A 17,354-nucleotide genomic window follows, 5' to 3' on the forward strand; every position below is an offset into this window, starting at 1 on the left:
CGCCAGGAATCTTTCTTGCGTCATTAAGCCATTCGTTACTCATGATTGACTCTCCTCGTAATCCAAAACCTAACTCTAAGTATAGACTATGCTAGAAAAATTGCATTAAGGCGCGTCCGGTTATTAAATGGCGCCTCGATATGCGTTCGAAAGGCGGTTCCCAGGCCTTTTCTTTGTCGATCCAGTTCGACAATGGCATGACCATTGGCAGATGACCGTTTGGGCGAAACCATGAGTCAACGCTCCAGGGGAGCCCACTTTCCGTATCGATGATTACGGCCGTCCAGTGAACCGCAGTGAGATCGAAAAGACTGCGCACTTTGGGCGATGAGACCGTCCAACCGGCCAGTTCCCGGATATCCCGAAGAATATGCAGATAAGTAGTGGTGTTGCTGGCGTTATCGACGCAATCCATTCGCCCCTCGACTCCCGCCTCAAGAACGCCTGTGACGAGGCGGCACCAACCAAACCGGTATGGCCGATGAGTATAGTGAAGAAACCGATCACAGCGGGCAGGGCAAGCATAAGAGTCACTACAATGGTGCGAAAGTTGCGCCAACATGAAGCCTGAAGGGCCTTATGCTGCTGCGCTGCCTTTACATCTATTTTGACAAAGGGAATCATGTGCGGCGGCTGTAGGTGTAGCGCTCCGACACTCTACAGCAGTAGAAATTGCTGCCAACGCTATCGGGCATAGCCATTATGCCATTGACGCAAAATCAGTACGCTACTACCGCACACCAGCCACTAGCCAATTCACCCGGCGGCTAACCATCGAACTCTACCGCCAACGTGAAATTATCGATTTCAATGTTGGCGGCAAATGCTATTAATATCGGGCAGTTATCAATTGCGATCTGGTTTTGGCTGATAGGTCGGGGCAGCGGCGTATGGCGCCGGTTCGTGCTTTGAGGCGGTGCTGCAAGCCACGAGCACCGGCGCCAACATCATGGTGCTCAGAAGGGCGATTATGGATATGCGTTTCATTTGTCGTTACCTATTTAGAGTTGGTTTTAGAGACTCACGCTACTGAAAGCACGGCGGCGATGTCGATGCTTGACTGCGAGTAAGTACTTCAAGTGAAATATTTGTAGGCGCCAATAATTGCAAAGCATTGATTTAAAAGAAAGATAAATAATTAAGCGCTCATAGCGAATATATTGATGTACTTATCACCCACACAGAGCCGTCTGTCCGTACGCTACCCAACATCTAATCTCGATGCTTGGCTGTCAGCGTCACCCACACGGACCCGTTTATGGGGTCTCCTCACGAAACAGAGACAATCGTGCGGGAGTTCGCAGGGCACGGTGCGGGTCATTTGCTGCCACTTTTACAGGCCAGCAAACCTCCTCACGTCCCCAGCCGATCAGCGCGGCCGGCCTGCGCAGGGCGGCCAAATCCGCCTCCCGCTCCACATCAAGGCGCGCGACCTCCACCAGCACCTTGACCGGGATGGAACTGCATTCTTTCCTTTGGCAAATCGCCCTTCAGGCGGTATCGTGCGTCGGTTATGGAGACCCTCTTACGCGTCACTGACCTCACCCGCCGCTTCGGCCGCCACACGGCCTTGGCGGGCGTCGACCTGACGCTGGCGCGCGGCGAGGTGCTGGGGTTACTTGGCCCCAACGGGGCAGGCAAGACGACCTGTCTGCGCATCCTGAGCGGCAATCTGGCGCCGAGTAGCGGGCGGGTGGAGATCGCCGGCCGCAATCTGGCGCGCGACCCGGTGGGTGCGAAACGACTGCTGGGCTACCTGCCGGAGCGCCCGCCGCTCTATCAGGATCTGCGGGTGGACGAATATCTGCGGTTCTGCGCCCGACTGCATCGGGTCCCGCGCGCCGAGGGACGGGCGGCGGTGGCCGAGGCGCTACGCCGCTGCGGCCTCAATGACCTGGGGCGACAGCCGATCGCCCGGCTGTCCAAGGGGTTCCGACAACGCCTCGGGATCGCCCAGGCGATCCTGCACCGGCCGCGGCTGTTGATCTTGGACGAACCCACCGACGGACTGGACCCGCTGCAGATTCGCGAGGTCCGCGGCCTGGTGCGGGAACTGGCGCGCGACTGCGGGGTGATTTTCTCCAGCCACATCCTGCCCGAGGTTCAGGCGGTCTGTGACCGGGTGGCGATCCTGCATCAGGGACGGCTGGTGGTCGGCGATCATCTGGCGGCGGACACGCCGACCCTGATTTGGCGCCTGCGCCTGGCGCCCCCGGCGGATGCCGCGGCACTCGCGGCCCTGGACTGCGTGGCGGAGGCGAACCCGCTGCGCGAGGATCGCTTTCGGGTCGTTCTGGAACCCGATCAAGGCCCGGAGGAACTGACGCGGCAACTGATCGCCGCGGGCCTGGGCTTGCGGGAACTGCGGGCGGAGCGCAGCGACCTGGAGCGGGTCTTTTTCGACCTGATCGGGGTGGAGGAACAATCATGATCGGCACCATTGCCGGCCGTGAATTGCGCGGCGGTCTGCTCACGCCGCTGCTGTGGGTGCTGCTCGGTGCCGGCCAGGTGGTCCTGGCCTGGGTCTTCCTGAAGGTGATCGAGGACTTCAGCGGCCTGGGCGCCGATGAACGGGTGGCGAGCCTGTCCCAGGAGCTGTCGCTCAATCTCTTCGGCATTGCGGCCGTGGTGGCAATGCTGGCCGCGCCGCTGATCGCCGTACGGATGCTCAGCGCCGAGTTCCGGGACGGGAGCTTCGACCTGCTGGGCGCGGCGCCGGTCCATCTCTACAGCGTGGTGCTGGGCAAGTTCCTGGGCATCGCGGTCCTGCTCACGCCGGTGTGTCTGCTGCCGGCGCTGAACCTGGCTCTGCTGGCCGGCACCGCCGACCTGGACTGGGGGCTCATCGCGGCGGCCACCCTGGGGCTCTGGCTCGCCGCGCTGCTGTTCGGCGCGGTCGGGCTCTACGCCGCCAGCCTGAGCGCCCAGCCGGGAACGGCCGTGCTCGCCGCCTTCAGTATCCTGCTGCTGTTCTCGGTCATCGGCCGGGCTCAGGATCTGACCTCCACGGGGCTGTCGCTCTTCGGCTGGCTGGCCTGGAACGAGCACCTCTTCTGGTTCCTGCTGGGCGCGGTGCGGGTCAGCGACCTGGCCTATTTTTTGATGTTCACCGGGGTCTTTCTCACCCTGACCCATCGCCGGCTGGCGAATCGGCGGCTCTCATGAAACGCCTGACCTCACTGTTGCGGACGGCCCTCAAGGGCATCGAGCGACCGCTGGTGGACGGGCTCTTTGTAGCGCTGCTGTTCGCCACGGTGATCGCCGCCGGCTGGCTGATCGCCCAGGACGACCGGTATTGGGATTGGACCAGCGCGCGCGGCAATACCCTGACCGCGGAGTCCATGGCCATCATCGAGCGGCTCGAGGCCCCGCTGCGGGTGACCGTGTTCAGCGACGCGCAAAATCCCCTTGGCAAGACCATCGACCGCCTGCTGGCCCGCTATCGCCATGCACGGCCGGAGATCGAAGTGCGCTACGTTGATCCTCAGCGCTTTCCCGAGCAGGCGCGTGATGCCAAGGTCTCCATCGCCGGGCAGATCATGCTGGAATACCAGGGGCGTCGCGAAACCCTGAGCACGATCGGCGAGCGTGAAATCACCGCCGCCATCGCCCGTCTGGGGACCACGCGAGCGCCCTGGGTCGCCGTCCTGGAGGGACACGGCGAACGCAAGATCGACGGCGAGGGCGCCGCGGACCTGAGTCGCTTCGGTCAGGAACTGAAAGAGCGGGGCTACCTGCTGCGCAGCCTGGATCTGGCCACCGTGGCTGAGATTCCGGTGAATACCCATCTGACCCTGGTGTCCAATCCGCAGATCGCGCTCTTTCCCGGCGAGACCGAGCGGCTCGCCCGCTATCTCGATCAAGGCGGCAATCTGCTGTGGCTGATGGACCCCGGCGAACCGAATGGCCTCGAAGCACTGGCCGATCAGTTGGGTATCGGCATCCTGCCGGGCACCTTGGTGGACGCCGACGCGGCGCGGTTCGAGTCCGAGACCCCGGCGGTCGCCGTGATCGGCGAGTTCCCTGCCGATGCGCTGGCGGAGGGTCTCACGACCCCTGCCCTGCTGCCCGGCGCGGTGGGCTTCGAGACCCGCACCGCACCGGGCTGGACGCTCGCCGGTTTCTTGAGCAGCAGCGCGCAGAGTTGGAACGAGACCGGACGCCTGACCGGCAAGCTGTTCCGCGACGAGGTGGTCGGCGAGCAGGCGGGACCGCTGCCGGTGGTCCTGGCCCTGACCCGCAACCTGCCGGAAGACGGCCGGGTACAACGGGTGCTGGTGGTGGGCGACGGCGATTTTCTGAGCAACGCCCAACTCGGCGCTTACGGCAACCGCGCACTCGGCCTCCAGTTACTGCGCTGGCTCAGCGGTGAGGACGCACTGCCGGCCCTGCCGCCGTATCCGCAACCCGTGCCGGGCCTCACCCTGAGCCACAACCGTCGACTGCTGCTGGGAGCGGGGACACTCATGCTGCTACCCGGCCTCTTTCTGGCGGCTGGCCTGACGATGCGCTGGGCGCGTTCGAGGAGTTGAGTCATGGCTGCACGCTGGCTCGCGAATCTGCTGCTCGCCGTGATGCTGGGGCTGCTGGCACTGGGCATCCACCATGAACTGACCGTGTCGCGTCGTCCCCAGACCCTGGCGGGGATCGACGCGGCGGATCTGCGCCTGATCGAGGTGGAACGCACGGGCGAACCCCTCATCCGGCTGGAGCGCACCAGTGACGGCTGGCGCATGCTGGAACCTTTGACACTGGATGCCGATCCGGGCCGGCTCGACCAATTGCTCACCATCATTCAGGCTCCGGTCGAGCGCAGCTTCCCGGCACCCTCCGCGGCGCTTGATGAACTGGGTCTGGACCCGATCAAGCTGCGCCTGCGACTGGACGACCTGACGCTGGCCTTCGGCGGGCTGGACCCCCTGGGTCAGCGCCGTTACGTGATGGCGGATGGGCTGGTACACCTGATTGATGACCGGTTTCACCACCTGCTGATCGCCCCGCCGATCGATTATTGCTCACGCGCGCTCCTGCCGCACGCGGGACCGCCGCTGTTCGCCACCCTCAACGGGGTCCCGCTAGCCGCCAAGTCGCTGCAGGCACTCATCGGCCTGACAGCAGAACGAGTCGAACCCATGACCAGCGACTGGTCCGGGGAACCGGTGCAGTTCAAGTTTGCGGACGGCAACGCCCTGCGCTTCCTGGTCTCGGAGGATCGGCGCCGCTGGAGTCGGCCGGATCTGAAGCTGCGCTATGTCCTGACCGATGGCATGCTCCTGGAACTGGACCCCACTTCCATCGACCCGACCCCGCCGGCACCGCCGCCGGACCTTCGACCCAAGCCCCCGGCAGCGCCGTCACTGATCTTGCCGTCGGATACCGGAGCCCTGACCGACGACGCGCTCGCGCCCGCTCCGGCGGCGCCGGACCCTTTGGCAACCGAGACGGATCCGGACGCCCCGGTGTCGACGGATAGCCCAGGTGCACCGCCATCGGTGAGGCTCAGTCCGGAAGACCTGGGGGAAGGCCGGGCGGGCTTCGGGAGCGAACTCTACAAGGACCCGCCGACCGGATTCGGTGTCGACCCCTTCGCGCCCGACCCTGAAGCCGCCGCACCGGGAACCGGCGAACCGCCCGCCCGGAGGCCCTGAGATGCCCGAACTGCCGGAGGTCGAGACCACCCTGCGCGGCATCCGCCCGCACCTGCTGGGCCGGCGCATCGCGCGGATGATCGTGCGCGACCCGCGGCTGCGCCTGCCGATTCCGCCTGACCTGGCCCCGCGCCTGACCGGTCAGGCCATTCTGGGGCTGCAGCGGCGGGCCAAATACATTCTGATCCAGGTCGAGGACGGCAGCCTGATCCTGCATCTGGGCATGTCGGGCAGCCTGCGCGTAGTGCCCGCCGAGACCCCGCCGCTGAAACATGACCATGTCGATCTGGCACTGTCCGACGGCCGCGCCCTGCGCTTTCATGACCCCCGCCGTTTCGGGCTGCTGATCTGGACGCCGGACCCGCCCACGCTGGCCACGACCCGCCACGCCCTGCTGCGCGACCTGGGGCCGGAACCGCTGGAAGACGGATTCGACGGGGACCACCTGTATCGGCACAGCCGCAAGCGTCAGGTCGCGGTCAAGTCATTCATCATGGACGGCGGCGTGGTGGTGGGCGTGGGGAATATCTACGCCAGCGAATCGCTGTATCTGGCCGGCATCCATCCATCGCGCCCCTGTCACCGCGTCGGGCTGGAGCGTTACCGGCGCCTGGCGCAGACCATCCGGACCGTACTCGACGCCTCCATCGTCCAGGGCGGCACCACCCTGCGGGACTTCGTCCAGGAAGACGGCAACCCCGGCTATTTCGCCCGCTGGCTGCGCGTCTACGGCCGCACCGGCGAGCCTTGTCCAGGCTGTGGCGCGCCGTTGCGCCAGGTGCGTATTACGCAGCGGTCGAGTTTCTATTGTCCACGATGCCAACATTGAAGCATTCTCGTTGTCGTTGTCGTTGTCGTTGTCGTTGTCGTAATCAAGGTTATGGGCCTTAGTCGTCGTTCCGCCCACCGGAAGACCGGAGGCCGAAGCTTTACCGTGAAAGTCGCGCAGCGACCCCGTGGGAGCGGCGTCCCCCCGCGACGGGGCCGGGCGCACAGCCGCAACGTTCGCGGTCACCGCGGCACCGCATCGCGGCGGGACGCCGCTCCCACGGAGACCATTCGTCCTGTATTCGGCAGTTCGCACCGGATCGAAACCCGGTAGACATGGGCGTGCTCAGGACCACATTGCGTCGCCTCTCCGAGTACGACAACGACAACCATTGTGTGTGTAATTGACTTGGCCTTAATGCGTTACCTGTTGCTATCGTTGCGGCCTTGGCAAGGCGCAATCCCGGTTCTCTGCTGGCTCTGTGCGGCACTGCCGATGTCCGGCTGCCTGCCGGCCGCTGAACTGGCGACCGTTCAGGTCGGCGGAGCGGATTTTCGGGTCGAAGTTGTCCAGCGAGAGGACGAACGGCGACGCGGCCTGATGTACCGCCAAACCCTGCCGGCCGACCAGGGGATGTTGTTCATCCAGCCGCCGGGGCGAGCCGAGTTCTGGATGAAGAACACCCTGATCCCGCTGGACCTGCTGTATTTCGACATCGACGGAACCCTGCTCGAGATCGTCCCCGCGGTGCCGCCCTGTCGCGTGCCCCACTGTCCGATCTACCCCAGCGCGTCCGCGGCAGTGCGGTATATCCTGGAGATCAAGGGCGGCGAGGCCGCCCGCCGCAGGATCGCGGTCGGCGCCTCATTGCGGCTGGACCGCTGACTGCTGTTTTCGATCTGCGGGGTGAACATCATGTACACGGCAATTAAAGGCACTTGCGAAAATGGCCAAGTCACGCTTGAAGAGCCACCGCCGACACTGGGTCGAGCGAAGGTCGTCGTCATGTTTCTCGTCGATGAGGAAGCGAACCAGTCCATCGCCACTCAGCGCAAGGGGGTGAGACTTGGTGGTCTTTCCGGGCAGGGCTATCGAATCCCGGAGGACTTAAATGCGCCGCTCGATGATCTGGGCGAGTATCAGTGGCATGCGCCACTTGATCAGGAGAAGGTATAGCCTTCGGACGTGATGACCGGACGTAGGGGCGGGTTTCAAACCCGCCCCTACACGAAGGTCTGTCTGTATATCAGGTGCGAACGCTATAACAGCGCCCCTGCCCTATGCACCTCTTCGCGCCTTGGCGGAACGACTCGCACAGAACTCGCCTTAACCCGTTGGAGCATCGAGCCCCTTGGGAGCGTCATTGTCCCCGCTCACCTGCCCGGACCCCGGTTCCGGCAGACGCATGGCCAGTACCTTGTCGATCCGCTTACCATCCATGTCGACGATTTCCAGACACCAATGCTCCCATTCGACCCGATCCGCGGTCTGGGGCACCCGGCCCAGGAGCCACAGGAGCATCCCGCTCAGGGTATGGTAGCGGCCCTTGTCTTCCTCAGGCACGGACTTGAGGTCCAGCCGGTCTTTCAGCTCCGGCACGGGGATCAGCCCGTCCAGCAGCCAGGAGCCGTCGTCACGGGCGACGGCCCAGGCGTCCTGCGGGTCGCGCGGCTGAAACTCGCCGGTGACCGCCTCCAGGACATCCTGCAGGGTCACCAGGCCAAGCAGTTCGCCGTATTCGTCGATGACGAAAACCATCTGCGCACCATTGGCGCGAAACTCGTCGAGCAACTGCATCCCGGTGAGTGACTCGGGGACGTAAACCGCCGGTTCCAAGTCCGCATTCAGATCGATCCCGGCGCCACGCAGCGACTGACCGAAGAGGTGTTTCATCACCGCCACGCCAGCCACATCATCGAGCCCGCCGCGACAGACCGGAAAGCGCGAATGCGCTGAGCCCGCGATGCGCGCCAGGTTTGCGTCCAGCGGGAGGTTCAGGTCAAGCGAGACGATCTCACCGCGCGGCACCATCAGTGAACCGAGTTGGCGGTCATCCAGGCGAAAGACGTTGCGCACCATGTGATGCTCGGTGGCATCGATCGCCCCGGCGTCGGACCCTTCCTGTAACAGCGCATGGATATCGTCTTCAGTCACCCGCGGCGCGGCCTGCTCCCGCTGGCCGAGCAGGCGCAAAAGGCGCCCGGTGGACCAGGAGAGCAGCCAGACGAACGGGCGGGCGGCGATGGACAGGGCGTTCATCGGCCGCGCGACCAGGCGCGCGACCGCCTCGGGGTTGATCTGACCCAGGCGCTTGGGCACCAACTCGCCGATCACAATGGCCACAAAGGTGATCATGATGACGACCACCGCGGTCGCGGCAAGATGCGCCGAGTCCCCGTCCATACCGAAGAACACCAACAGGTCCGCCAGGGGCACGGCAATGGCGGCCTCACCGAGGATGCCGCTCAGCACCCCGATGGAGGTGATGCCGATCTGGATGGTGGAGAGAAAGCGGGTCGGGTCCTCACCGAGCTTGATCGCCATCGCGGCCCCGGCATCCCCATCTTGTGCGAGCCGCGACAGACGGGTGCGTCGCGCGGTGACCAGCGCAATTTCGGACATGGCGAGCGAGCCATTCAAGACGATCAGGCCGATCAGAAACAGGATTTCCATCAAAGGGTTCTCGGGGTAAAGCCGCCGGGGACCGGCGTTGCAGGGCAAACAGGAACCGCTCAATCCGAACGGATCGGCGCGACCTTGAAGACTTCCTCCATGCTGGTCACCCCGCGGGCGGCCTTGAAGGCGCCGCTGATGCGCAAGGGTCTCAGGCCCTTCTGGTAGGCAAGACGACGCAGTGGGGTCTCGTTGAAGTCCGCGGCGATCAGTTCGCGCAGTTCCGCGTCGAGGGTCAGGATCTCATAAAGCCCGATTCGGCCATAGTAGCCGGTGTTACGGCACTCCAGGCATCCCTTGGGGTGCCATAGGCTGTCCGGGGCATGGAGCTTCCAGGGATTGACCAACGATTCCCACAGGTCCGGGTCGGCCGGGGCGTCGTGCTTGCAATGGGGGCAGAGCGTGCGCACCAGACGCTGGGCAACCACGCCGATCACGGTGGCCTTGATCAGATAGTGGGGCACGCCGATGTCGAGCAGCCGGGTGATGGCGGCGGGCGCATCGTTGGTATGCAGGGTGGAAAGCACCAGATGGCCGGTCAGGGACGCCTGGACCGCCATCTCCGCGGTCTCGCGGTCGCGGATCTCACCGACCATGATGATGTCCGGATCCTGGCGCATCAGGGTACGGATGCCGCTCGCGAAGTCCAGGCCGATGTTATGCTGGACCTGCATCTGGTTGAAAGCGGGCTCCACCATCTCGATCGGCTCCTCGACCGTACAGACATTGACCAGTGGGGTGGCCAGTGTCTTGAGGGTGGAATACAGCGTGGTGGTCTTGCCCGAACCGGTCGGCCCCGTCACCAGGATGATGCCGTGGGGGCGGCCGACCATCGCCTGCCAGCGCTTGGCATCCTCCTCGCCGAAGCCCAGGTCGGCAAAGTCACGCAACAGGACGTCCGGATTGAAAATGCGCATCACCAGCTTCTCGCCGAAGGCGGTGGGCATGGTGGAGAGGCGCATCTCCAGTTCGCGGCCGTCTTCCGAGCGGGTTTTGATTCGCCCGTCTTGCGGCCGGCGCTTCTCGGCGACATCCATGCGCCCGAGAATCTTGATGCGGCTGGTCACCGCGGTCATGACCAGTGCCGGCACCTGGTAGACCGGATGCATCACCCCGTCGATGCGGAAGCGGATATTCCCGACCTCGCGCCGCGGCTCCAGGTGGATATCGCTGGCGCGCTGATCGAAGGCATATTGCAGCAGCCAGTCGACGATGTGCACGATGTGGCTGTCGTTCGCGTCAATCTGACCGGACTTGCCCAACTCGACCAAGGCTTCGAGGTTACCAAGCCCGAAGAGACGTTTATTCCCCTCGGTGTTGCTCGCCCCCTTGACCGAGTTGGAAACGCCGAAGAACTCCTTTCGGTAGCGCTCGATATCCCGCGGATTGGCCATCACCCGCACGATCTCGCGCTTGATGATGCCTCCCAGCTCCTCGATCCAACTCGTCAGATAGGGCTCGGAGGTCGCAAACACCACCTGCTCCGCGGTGATGGATACCGGCAGGATGCGGTTCCAGGCCGCATAGGAGGCGGTGACCAGATCGCCGACGTTGGGGGCGTCGATCTTCAGCGGGTCGATGCGCAAATATTCGAGCCCGGTGCGCTTGGCCAGCCAGAAGGTCAATTCCTCCAGCGTAATGATGCGCTTGGGTGAGTTGGCATGATGGATCTTGGCATCCGCCACCAGTTCCAGGGCGTGACGCTCCGCCCGATCTTTCGGGGTCACGGTGAAGAGCAGGCCCTGGGCCACCGGCCGCGTGACCATGCCGTCCGCGACCAGATCATCCAGGACCTCGTCGACCGTGAGTCGATGGTCCGGACGGCTTTCGATTTGTTTCTCTGCGGCCATGTTCGGCTCCATTGGGGCGTGCTGAGATCCCTATAGTCTATCCGGGTTGCGGGATGAGCGCGCGCGCACCAGATCGGTGCGGATCGGATGCGCCGGGGGCTGCGGCTGGCGCGGTCAGGTCATGCTGACGCAGCGTCTCAGGCATGTTGGCACGCCCGATGCTTCATATCCCGCAAAAGGTTCCCGCTCCGGGGGCCAGGAGAGGCAAAATGCACACTGAGTTAGTCCAAATGGTCATCGAGATCACCCCGCCACAGGAGCAGGAACGCTCGCGGCGACTGCGCGGTGTACTGACAGAACTGTCGCTTCGTGACGAAAACGTCCTTTATGAACTCAGCCGGGGCGTCAGCCGGAACAACGCTCATCTTGGCTTCGTCCCCGCGTATCTCAACACGGCCACCGGGGAACAGGTGAGCGCCCGTTTCGCCGACGGATCTTTGGCGCCGATCCACGTGCTCGACGGGCTGCCGGAAGCTTGGGTGAGCGCGCGCGACAGCGAGGGACATGTGACCCGTACCTGCTCCGGCTTGATCAGCGGTTTCATCCGCAACGGGCGCTTCTATACCCGCGAGGAAGCCAGCCGCGCCGCCGCGCATTGACCCTGCACTCAACCCGGCTATGGAAACACCACCATAGCCGGCCCCCCCGAGATCGGGAGTGCCTTACCAGGGTTGAGTATCCCCGCCGGGTCGCAGCACTGCTTGAGATCGGCCATCAGCCGCAAGGTGGGCGCATCAATCTCCCGCGCCACGAAGTCACGCTTTTCGAGCCCGACCCCATGCTCCCCGGAGAGCGTCCCGCCGAGCCGCAGAACCAGCGTAAAGACCGCATCCAGACAGCGATGGGCGCGAGCCAGTTCAACCGGATCATCCGGATTGACCAGCAGATTGACATGGATGTTCCCATTGCCGGCGTGGCCGAAGTTGACGATGCGGATCCCCTGCTCCCGCGACAGCCGTTCGAGGCCGTCGATGAACTCGCCCAGACGCGAGACCGGCACCACCACGTCTTCGTTGATTTTCTTGGGTGCGATGTGGCGCAGCGCCGGCGACAGCGCCTTGCGGGTCTTCCAGAGAGCAGCCACCTCGGCCGCGTCCGCCGCGTGGCGGCAATCCAGCAAACCGGCATTGCGGGCCGCGGTCTCCACCGCCGTCACCGCGCTGTCGACACAGGCCGTCGGCCCGTCCACTTCGATCATGAGTAAGGCCCCGGTCGCATCCGGCAGATCGAGCCCGGAGTAGGCGCGCACCGTCGCAATCGCGGCGGCGTCCATGAACTCCAGAGCGCAGGGCGTGATCGGCTGCGCCATGATCGCGGACACGGCGGCGGCGGCACTATGGATATCCCGGTAGGCGGCACGCAGCGTACGGGTCGCCTCCGACAGCGGGGTGAGCTTCAGCGTCGCCTCGGTGATCAAGGCCAGGGTGCCCTCCGAACCGATGATGAGGCGGGTCAGATCATAGCCCACCACGCCCTTGGTGGTGAGCACGCCCGTGTGGATCGGCTCGCCGCGCCCGGTGATCGCCTTGAGCCCGAGCGTATGCTCGCGCGGGGTCCCGTACTTGACCGCCCGCGGTCCGGCCGAGTTGTAGGCGAGATTGCCGCCGATGGTGCAGACCGCGGCGCTGGTCGGATCCGGCGGCCAGAAGAAGCCATGAGCACCGATCGCCCGTTGCAGGTCGGCATTGACCACCCCGGGCTCGCAGACGACATAGCGGTCGCCGGGGGCGATGCGCAGGATGCGGTTCATGCGCTCGAATGAGAGCACCACGCCGCCGCGATCCGGCACCGTCGCCCCGGTGGTGCCGGTGCCGCGGCCGCGCGCGATCAGCGGCAGTCCGGCCTCGGCACAGAGGCGTACCAGCGCCGCGATCTGATCGGGAACCTGGTCGTCGGCGGCGGCGAAAACCACCGCCTGCGGCAGCGCGTGGCGGCGGCTGTTGTCATAGCCGTAGGGCCAGCAGTCCGCCGGATCGGTCAGCAAACGACCGGGTCCGGCAATGGCTGCCAGGCGCGCACGCAGACCGGGGGTCAGTTCGGACAAGGGCTCAGACCTCGGGTTCCCGATACTCGAAGAGCTTTACCACCCGCGCGACCCCGGGCACGAAGCTGACCTGTTCGGCCGCCGCATCCCCTTCCTCGACCGACACCAGTCCCAGCAAGTAGACCACCCCATCCTCGGTGACCACCTTGACCCGCGTCGGGTCGAAGCCGGGCACCGTGACGTTGAGGAGTGCCAGTTTGGCACGCGAGGTCAGCAACACGTCCTCGCTCTCGCGCCGCAGGCTGATATTCGGTCCAACCGTCAATTGATTGACGACCGTTTGCACCTTCGGCAAGCGGCTGACCACGCCGGCCGCGTGGGCGGCCACCGCGTCTGTCTGCGCCTGACCGGTCAGCAACACCTTGTAATTGTAACTGGTCACTGAGATGCGTCCGCGATCCTTGAGTGCCGGTTCGGCCGCCAGGGCACTACCCGCCTCGAATTCGATCCGCTGATCGTCGATGACCGTCGCATAGCCACGGCGGTCATAGGCGGCCACCGCGCCCACCGCGACCCCGCCAACCACCAAGGCAGCACATCCGCTCAGGAGGGGAGCGCCCAGCAAAGGCGTCAGGGTCAGGACTAGCAGCAGGACCGCGGCGCGGTACCGGGAGGAGTACGGATGGGTGCCCTTCGAGCCGTGCCGGAGGGCATCGGTCAGTGGCATAACGCAAGTGGCGCGTGGCGCGCAGGGTGCGAGGTCGGCACCGACAGCAACGCAACGATCAACTGAAAAGCGCAAACCCATCGGGTGTAGCAAGACATGTCACCACATATAGTTGGAGGCTCGCTAAGTGCCGAACGCATCCTTGAGCCACAGAACCTGATCCTGGCCGGTCATCGCGACCACATCGAAGCGACAGGGTAACACGCTGGGGTGGGCCAGCAGATAGTGGTTCGCGGCGGCGACGAGACGCCGCTGCTTGTGGTGATCCACGGTCTCGGCCGGGGTGCCGAACCGGGAGGAGGCGCGATAACGGACCTCCACGAACACGAGCACCCCATTATCGCCCATGATCAGATCGATCTCGCCGAAACGACAGCGGTGATTACGGGCGATCAGGCGCAATCCGTGACGCGTCAGGAAATCAGCGGCGAGACACTCCTTGTCCCGGCCAATCGACGACCGGGCATCGCCGACTGGCCCCCCGGTGCCCTTCATCCACCCTTGACCGCGGGCTGCGGCAGCGGGCGCTTGGGTTCAGGCTTGGGCCCTGCCGTGGACGGTGACGGGGTCTGGGCTGGTGTGGCGACAGCGGCCGGTTGGGCGACCGCGGCCGGCCTGGCAAAGGGCATCCAGCTACGCTGCTTGGCGGCCGGCTTGGCACTCACCGGCTGGGGACCGGTCGCCGTGAACTGCGCGAGGGTCAACTGGCGCTGCACCCGCCCCAGTGAATCGAGCGACAGCGTGCCGGTCGCGCCGGGGAAGGTGGCCGCCGGGTCCTTGGCGAGACCGGCGAGACGTGGCGCCAGTCGGTACGCATCGATCCCCATCGCATAGAGACGCAGGCCCAGGGGCGTCGCCAGAGCCGCCGATTTCCCCTTGAGATTGGCGCGGGCCACGGGGTCATTCGCCTGACCCACCCCGAGCACCCAAGGCAGATCGACGAAGTAAAGCCCGGCCAACGCCTTGTCGCGGGCGGCATCCGCCGCACCGGAGTAGACCGCCGAGGTCGCGATCACCGGGAGTGCATTCGCTCCATCGCGGATCGGCGGGTAAATCTTGCGTGCCTGATCCGTATCGACAGCCAGAAACAGGAAGTCCGCCTCACCGTTTTTCAGCAGCGCAGTCAGCGTTTTCGCAGCGTCCGCGGCGGCCGGATCGAAGCTGGCCTGGCCCACTAGGGTCGCGCCGAGCTTTTCCCACTGGCGCCGGAAGGCATCGGCGCGCCGCTGGCCCGCCTCGCCCGCCGGGGCCAGCATCAGAGCGCGGGTGAAACCCATCGCCTTGGCCTGGTTGGCCGCCTCCACCGCCTCGGTCTCGGGCGCCAGGGCGAACTGGTAGAGGTTGCCCGCGGCCTTGCCGGCAGCAGTCGACTGGTTCAGGGCCAGGGTCGGGATCTTCAAGGCCGGACCCGTTGCCAAGGCATCGACTGCCGGTTTCAGCAAGGGCCCGATCACCTGGGTCGCTCCGGCCGACACCGCTTCCCCGTGGGCCTCGGCGATCTTGTTTGGCTGCTCGCTCGCGATGAACGTCAGGGTCGGCTTGGCGGCCGTGTCGTCGGCACCGTGGGCGGCCCGCAGTCCCTCGCGCAGCGCATCGGCAACGTCTGCTACCGGCCCCTTACCGGGCAGGATGGCCGTCACCTTATCCCCCGCGACGTACCCGCCGCGGAGATTCGTCGGCGCCTTGTCCCACGGCAGGCCGGCGCAGCCGCCGAGCGTCCCGCTCAGGACCACGGCCATACTTAGGGCCAAGGTCCGAACCGCGCCGGGGAACCGACGGACGTTGGGGCAGAATGACGCGACGGGGCGATCTTGGTGCATGATACGAGTTCCGTTGCAGTGTGGGGAGCGATGAAGTGGAAGGCAGATGCGGACTAAGATAGTACCTGAAAGTAAACCGCAAAATGTCAAGCTGCGCAATCTGTTATAATCTGACCCCAAGATTGAAGTCGTTACGCCGGATGCGCCGGCATTCCGGTTGGACGGATGAGGGGCACGACCGGCCCCAATTGCAGACGATCAGCGATAACCTGCGCCTGTTTACCCCGGAGATTCTGGACCGGATCAATCAGGAGGTGGTCACGGCCGGGCATCGATTGGCAAAAAAAGTCCCGACGCCCTGCTCGCGCTGCGCTGATTCCTCCTTATCCGCTTGCGGCACCAAAACGCCGCGGCGGAGTCCGCGATCAACGCATTCTCCCGCTGTTGCGAACACACTATGCATCGCATCCATCGTAATGAATGACCGCGCCGCGAAGTCTCGCTGCGGCAGCGAATAGGCGTTGCGGAAAACGTGGATTTCGTTAGGGCCGTAGGGAACCTGGTGGCAACATCGATTCAGATCAAGTCGCGTACCGACGCATCTTCGGGATAGGCGGCCTGGCGATCTCAAACTTGTTCTCAATCGGCGCCGGCGTGTTTCCGTCCACAAAAATGGCGGATGATGATAACAAGTTCACCAGGCACGCTCAGGACTTCGTGCACCGGCCAGCCTCGCACTTGAACGCCTGCTCGCGAAATGGAGGACGGTGGCAGCGCAACGAGTCTTCGGTGCCGCCGGATCCGGCTGGGTCAGGCACTGGTGAAGAGCCTGTCACCACCCTTGGGAGCCATGCGGATCTCCGGCGTGATCGCCCCAACCCTTTCGGACCCGGCTTTACTTTGCCGATGACCCGGTTTTCGACAACACGTAGGTCAGGTTATTGTATTTCCACGGCAACTTCCCCAGCGACCCTGCGCTGATGAGAATTGCCACGACACGGATGAGTTTGGTCTTCACACCTTTGCCGCGTAAGTAACCGCAGAACCCGTATTCTTCTTTGATTGAGTATCCATGCGATTTGCAGAACTCATGGATTCCCTCCCGACTAACGATCGGGTGGTAGTACGTGGGATAAGGAGCGAACCCCGGCTTTCCGGCCTCTTTCAGTCCCTGTATGTATTTCTTGAATAAGACGTGGACCCAAAATGGCGTCACCCTGGTAATGAAGCCGAAAACGGTATTACGATCAGGGAACTTCAAGATCAGCAAGCCGCCGGCGCTCAGCAACCTGTCGAAGTTCTCCAGCATTTTGTCGGCGTTTTCGATGTGTTCCAGAACGAACGAGTTGTATATAACGTCGACTTGGCGGCGTCCGATGTCGAAATTCTGCAGATCGGCAACGATTGCTTCATCCAGGTCCTTTTCGTTGTTCACTCTGCTGCTCAAGGCTTCCGCGTCAAGATCGACGCCGATGAGTTTGTACTTGATTTCGGAAAGGTTGAGAACCCACTTACGGCCGCAACCAGCTTCGAGGATCACCAGTTCGGTTTTCCCGTCGTACAACTCGGTGATACGCTTCTCGAGCAATCTGATTTCTTGATCATTATCGGCAAAAATCTTAAGCTCGGTCATCATGGTTGTCTACGGCCTCCGGCGATTTCATTCTGAAGATCAATGAAACGATATCTGACGGGCGCAACTCTGGCGGCAAGCGCTTGAATTCTCGACGCATTTATTTTGGTACAATCTTCTAATATTATAAGTTAACTGTCCGGTAGATGTCAAGGCAGTTTCGCGGTTGCCAGCAATTCCAAATTTGGGCGGCACCGCGCGACCTCTGGTGGATGCGGCGCGCGCGACCGCCGTGCCGAGTCCCTGAGACCGAGCGGCGCGCCTTATCCACCCTACAACGGAGCCGGTTTCGTAGGGTGGATAAGCGCAG

16 protein-coding genes and 1 pseudogene are annotated in these 17,354 nt (G+C 63.9%); 9 read left to right on the top strand and 8 right to left on the bottom strand.

The window, feature by feature from the left end; genetic code table 11:
* Positions 1–91: 91 nt before the first annotated feature.
* Positions 92–415 (bottom strand): hypothetical protein, encoded by a 324-nt coding sequence (locus QZY03_RS29120; RefSeq protein WP_295587408.1) that lies wholly within the window; start codon positions 413–415, stop codon positions 92–94.
* A 1,098-nt stretch (positions 416–1,513) separates the two neighbouring features.
* On the opposite strand from QZY03_RS29120, the gene QZY03_RS29125 reads away from it, so the two are divergent.
* The 7 genes from QZY03_RS29125 (at position 1,514) to QZY03_RS29155 (ending at position 7,593) form a co-directional block, all read left to right on the top strand.
* Positions 1,514–2,431: an ABC transporter ATP-binding protein gene (locus QZY03_RS29125; RefSeq protein ID WP_295587410.1), complete on the top strand. Its 918-nt coding sequence runs from the start codon at positions 1,514–1,516 to the stop codon at positions 2,429–2,431.
* Complete coding sequence (locus tag QZY03_RS29130) at positions 2,428–3,165, top strand: ABC transporter permease subunit (RefSeq protein WP_295587411.1); 738 nt, start codon at positions 2,428–2,430, stop codon at positions 3,163–3,165. The genes QZY03_RS29125 and QZY03_RS29130 overlap by 4 nt, the downstream gene beginning before the upstream one ends.
* The gene (locus tag QZY03_RS29135) at positions 3,162–4,532 is read left to right on the top strand and encodes a GldG family protein (protein ID WP_295587413.1); all 1,371 of its coding nucleotides are present in this window, start codon (positions 3,162–3,164) and stop codon (positions 4,530–4,532) included. Before QZY03_RS29130 ends, QZY03_RS29135 begins: the two co-directional genes overlap by 4 nt.
* 3 nt (positions 4,533–4,535) lie before the next feature.
* Positions 4,536–5,648: a hypothetical protein gene (locus QZY03_RS29140; RefSeq protein ID WP_295587415.1), complete on the top strand. Its 1,113-nt coding sequence runs from the start codon at positions 4,536–4,538 to the stop codon at positions 5,646–5,648.
* A 1-nt stretch (position 5,649) separates the two neighbouring features.
* Positions 5,650–6,477: a bifunctional DNA-formamidopyrimidine glycosylase/DNA-(apurinic or apyrimidinic site) lyase gene (gene mutM / locus QZY03_RS29145; RefSeq protein WP_295587416.1), complete on the top strand. Its 828-nt coding sequence runs from the start codon at positions 5,650–5,652 to the stop codon at positions 6,475–6,477.
* A gap of 435 nt (positions 6,478–6,912) precedes the next feature.
* Positions 6,913–7,302, top strand: coding sequence for a DUF192 domain-containing protein (locus QZY03_RS29150; protein ID WP_295587418.1), 390 nt, complete (start codon positions 6,913–6,915; stop codon positions 7,300–7,302).
* A 30-nt stretch (positions 7,303–7,332) separates the two neighbouring features.
* A complete protein-coding gene (locus QZY03_RS29155) occupies positions 7,333–7,593 on the top strand; it encodes a hypothetical protein (RefSeq protein WP_295587420.1) in 261 nt (86 codons plus the stop codon).
* Positions 7,594–7,743: 150 nt separating this feature from the next.
* Here the strand turns inward: QZY03_RS29155 and QZY03_RS29160 are convergent, their stop codons facing one another.
* Positions 7,744–9,090: a hemolysin family protein gene (locus QZY03_RS29160; RefSeq protein WP_295587422.1), complete on the bottom strand. Its 1,347-nt coding sequence runs from the start codon at positions 9,088–9,090 to the stop codon at positions 7,744–7,746.
* A 59-nt stretch (positions 9,091–9,149) separates the two neighbouring features.
* The gene (locus tag QZY03_RS29165) at positions 9,150–10,940 is read right to left on the bottom strand and encodes a GspE/PulE family protein (protein ID WP_295587424.1); all 1,791 of its coding nucleotides are present in this window, start codon (positions 10,938–10,940) and stop codon (positions 9,150–9,152) included.
* A 230-nt stretch (positions 10,941–11,170) separates the two neighbouring features.
* Here QZY03_RS29165 and QZY03_RS29170 point away from each other — a divergent pair, with 230 nt between their 5' ends.
* Complete coding sequence (locus tag QZY03_RS29170; RefSeq protein ID WP_295587425.1) at positions 11,171–11,539, top strand: hypothetical protein; 369 nt, start codon at positions 11,171–11,173, stop codon at positions 11,537–11,539.
* 17 nt (positions 11,540–11,556) lie between these two features.
* On the opposite strand, the gene QZY03_RS29175 is transcribed toward QZY03_RS29170, so the two are convergent.
* The 4 genes from QZY03_RS29175 to QZY03_RS29190 all read right to left on the bottom strand — a co-directional run bounded on the left by QZY03_RS29175 (position 11,557) and on the right by QZY03_RS29190 (position 15,471).
* Entirely contained in the window at positions 11,557–12,984 is a 1,428-nt protein-coding gene (locus QZY03_RS29175; RefSeq protein ID WP_295587427.1) for an FAD-linked oxidase C-terminal domain-containing protein, read from the bottom strand.
* A 4-nt stretch (positions 12,985–12,988) separates the two neighbouring features.
* The gene (locus tag QZY03_RS29180; protein WP_295587429.1) at positions 12,989–13,651 is read right to left on the bottom strand and encodes a BON domain-containing protein; all 663 of its coding nucleotides are present in this window, start codon (positions 13,649–13,651) and stop codon (positions 12,989–12,991) included.
* 123 nt (positions 13,652–13,774) lie between these two features.
* Entirely contained in the window at positions 13,775–14,146 is a 372-nt protein-coding gene (locus tag QZY03_RS29185; protein ID WP_295587431.1) for a YraN family protein, read from the bottom strand.
* Complete coding sequence (locus QZY03_RS29190) at positions 14,143–15,471, bottom strand: penicillin-binding protein activator (protein WP_295587433.1); 1,329 nt, start codon at positions 15,469–15,471, stop codon at positions 14,143–14,145. Before QZY03_RS29190 ends, QZY03_RS29185 begins: the two co-directional genes overlap by 4 nt.
* Positions 15,472–15,599: 128 nt before the next feature.
* Between QZY03_RS29190 and QZY03_RS29195 the strand changes: the two are divergent.
* Positions 15,600–15,758: pseudogene (locus tag QZY03_RS29195) on the top strand (ISNCY family transposase); the annotation flags it as partial.
* Between the two features lie 548 nt (positions 15,759–16,306).
* On the opposite strand, the gene QZY03_RS29200 reads toward QZY03_RS29195, so the two are convergent.
* Positions 16,307–17,047: a bifunctional 2-polyprenyl-6-hydroxyphenol methylase/3-demethylubiquinol 3-O-methyltransferase UbiG gene (locus QZY03_RS29200; RefSeq protein ID WP_295587435.1), complete on the bottom strand. Its 741-nt coding sequence runs from the start codon at positions 17,045–17,047 to the stop codon at positions 16,307–16,309.
* Between the last annotated feature and the right edge of the window lie 307 nt (positions 17,048–17,354).

The organism is uncultured Lamprocystis sp. (genome assembly GCF_903933125.1).
Classification (GTDB): domain Bacteria; phylum Pseudomonadota; class Gammaproteobacteria; order Chromatiales; family Chromatiaceae; genus Thiodictyon.

Excerpts from the sequence above, each read along its gene's own strand:
- QZY03_RS29120 (WP_295587408.1), bottom strand. The coding sequence starts at position 415 with ATGGATTGCGTCGATAACGCCAGCAACACCACTACTTATCTGCATATT.
- QZY03_RS29125 (WP_295587410.1), top strand. The coding sequence starts at position 1,514 with ATGGAGACCCTCTTACGCGTCACTGACCTCACCCGCCGCTTCGGCCGC.
- QZY03_RS29130 (WP_295587411.1), top strand. The coding sequence starts at position 2,428 with ATGATCGGCACCATTGCCGGCCGTGAATTGCGCGGCGGTCTGCTCACG.
- QZY03_RS29135 (WP_295587413.1), top strand. The coding sequence starts at position 3,162 with ATGAAACGCCTGACCTCACTGTTGCGGACGGCCCTCAAGGGCATCGAG.
- QZY03_RS29140 (WP_295587415.1), top strand. The coding sequence starts at position 4,536 with ATGGCTGCACGCTGGCTCGCGAATCTGCTGCTCGCCGTGATGCTGGGG.
- mutM (WP_295587416.1), top strand. The coding sequence starts at position 5,650 with ATGCCCGAACTGCCGGAGGTCGAGACCACCCTGCGCGGCATCCGCCCG.
- QZY03_RS29150 (WP_295587418.1), top strand. The coding sequence starts at position 6,913 with ATGTCCGGCTGCCTGCCGGCCGCTGAACTGGCGACCGTTCAGGTCGGC.
- QZY03_RS29155 (WP_295587420.1), top strand. The coding sequence starts at position 7,333 with ATGTACACGGCAATTAAAGGCACTTGCGAAAATGGCCAAGTCACGCTT.
- QZY03_RS29160 (WP_295587422.1), bottom strand. The coding sequence starts at position 9,090 with ATGGAAATCCTGTTTCTGATCGGCCTGATCGTCTTGAATGGCTCGCTC.
- QZY03_RS29165 (WP_295587424.1), bottom strand. The coding sequence starts at position 10,940 with ATGGCCGCAGAGAAACAAATCGAAAGCCGTCCGGACCATCGACTCACG.
- QZY03_RS29170 (WP_295587425.1), top strand. The coding sequence starts at position 11,171 with ATGGTCATCGAGATCACCCCGCCACAGGAGCAGGAACGCTCGCGGCGA.
- QZY03_RS29180 (WP_295587429.1), bottom strand. The coding sequence starts at position 13,651 with ATGCCACTGACCGATGCCCTCCGGCACGGCTCGAAGGGCACCCATCCG.
- QZY03_RS29185 (WP_295587431.1), bottom strand. The coding sequence starts at position 14,146 with ATGAAGGGCACCGGGGGGCCAGTCGGCGATGCCCGGTCGTCGATTGGC.
- QZY03_RS29190 (WP_295587433.1), bottom strand. The coding sequence starts at position 15,471 with ATGCACCAAGATCGCCCCGTCGCGTCATTCTGCCCCAACGTCCGTCGG.
- QZY03_RS29200 (WP_295587435.1), bottom strand. The coding sequence starts at position 17,047 with ATGATGACCGAGCTTAAGATTTTTGCCGATAATGATCAAGAAATCAGA.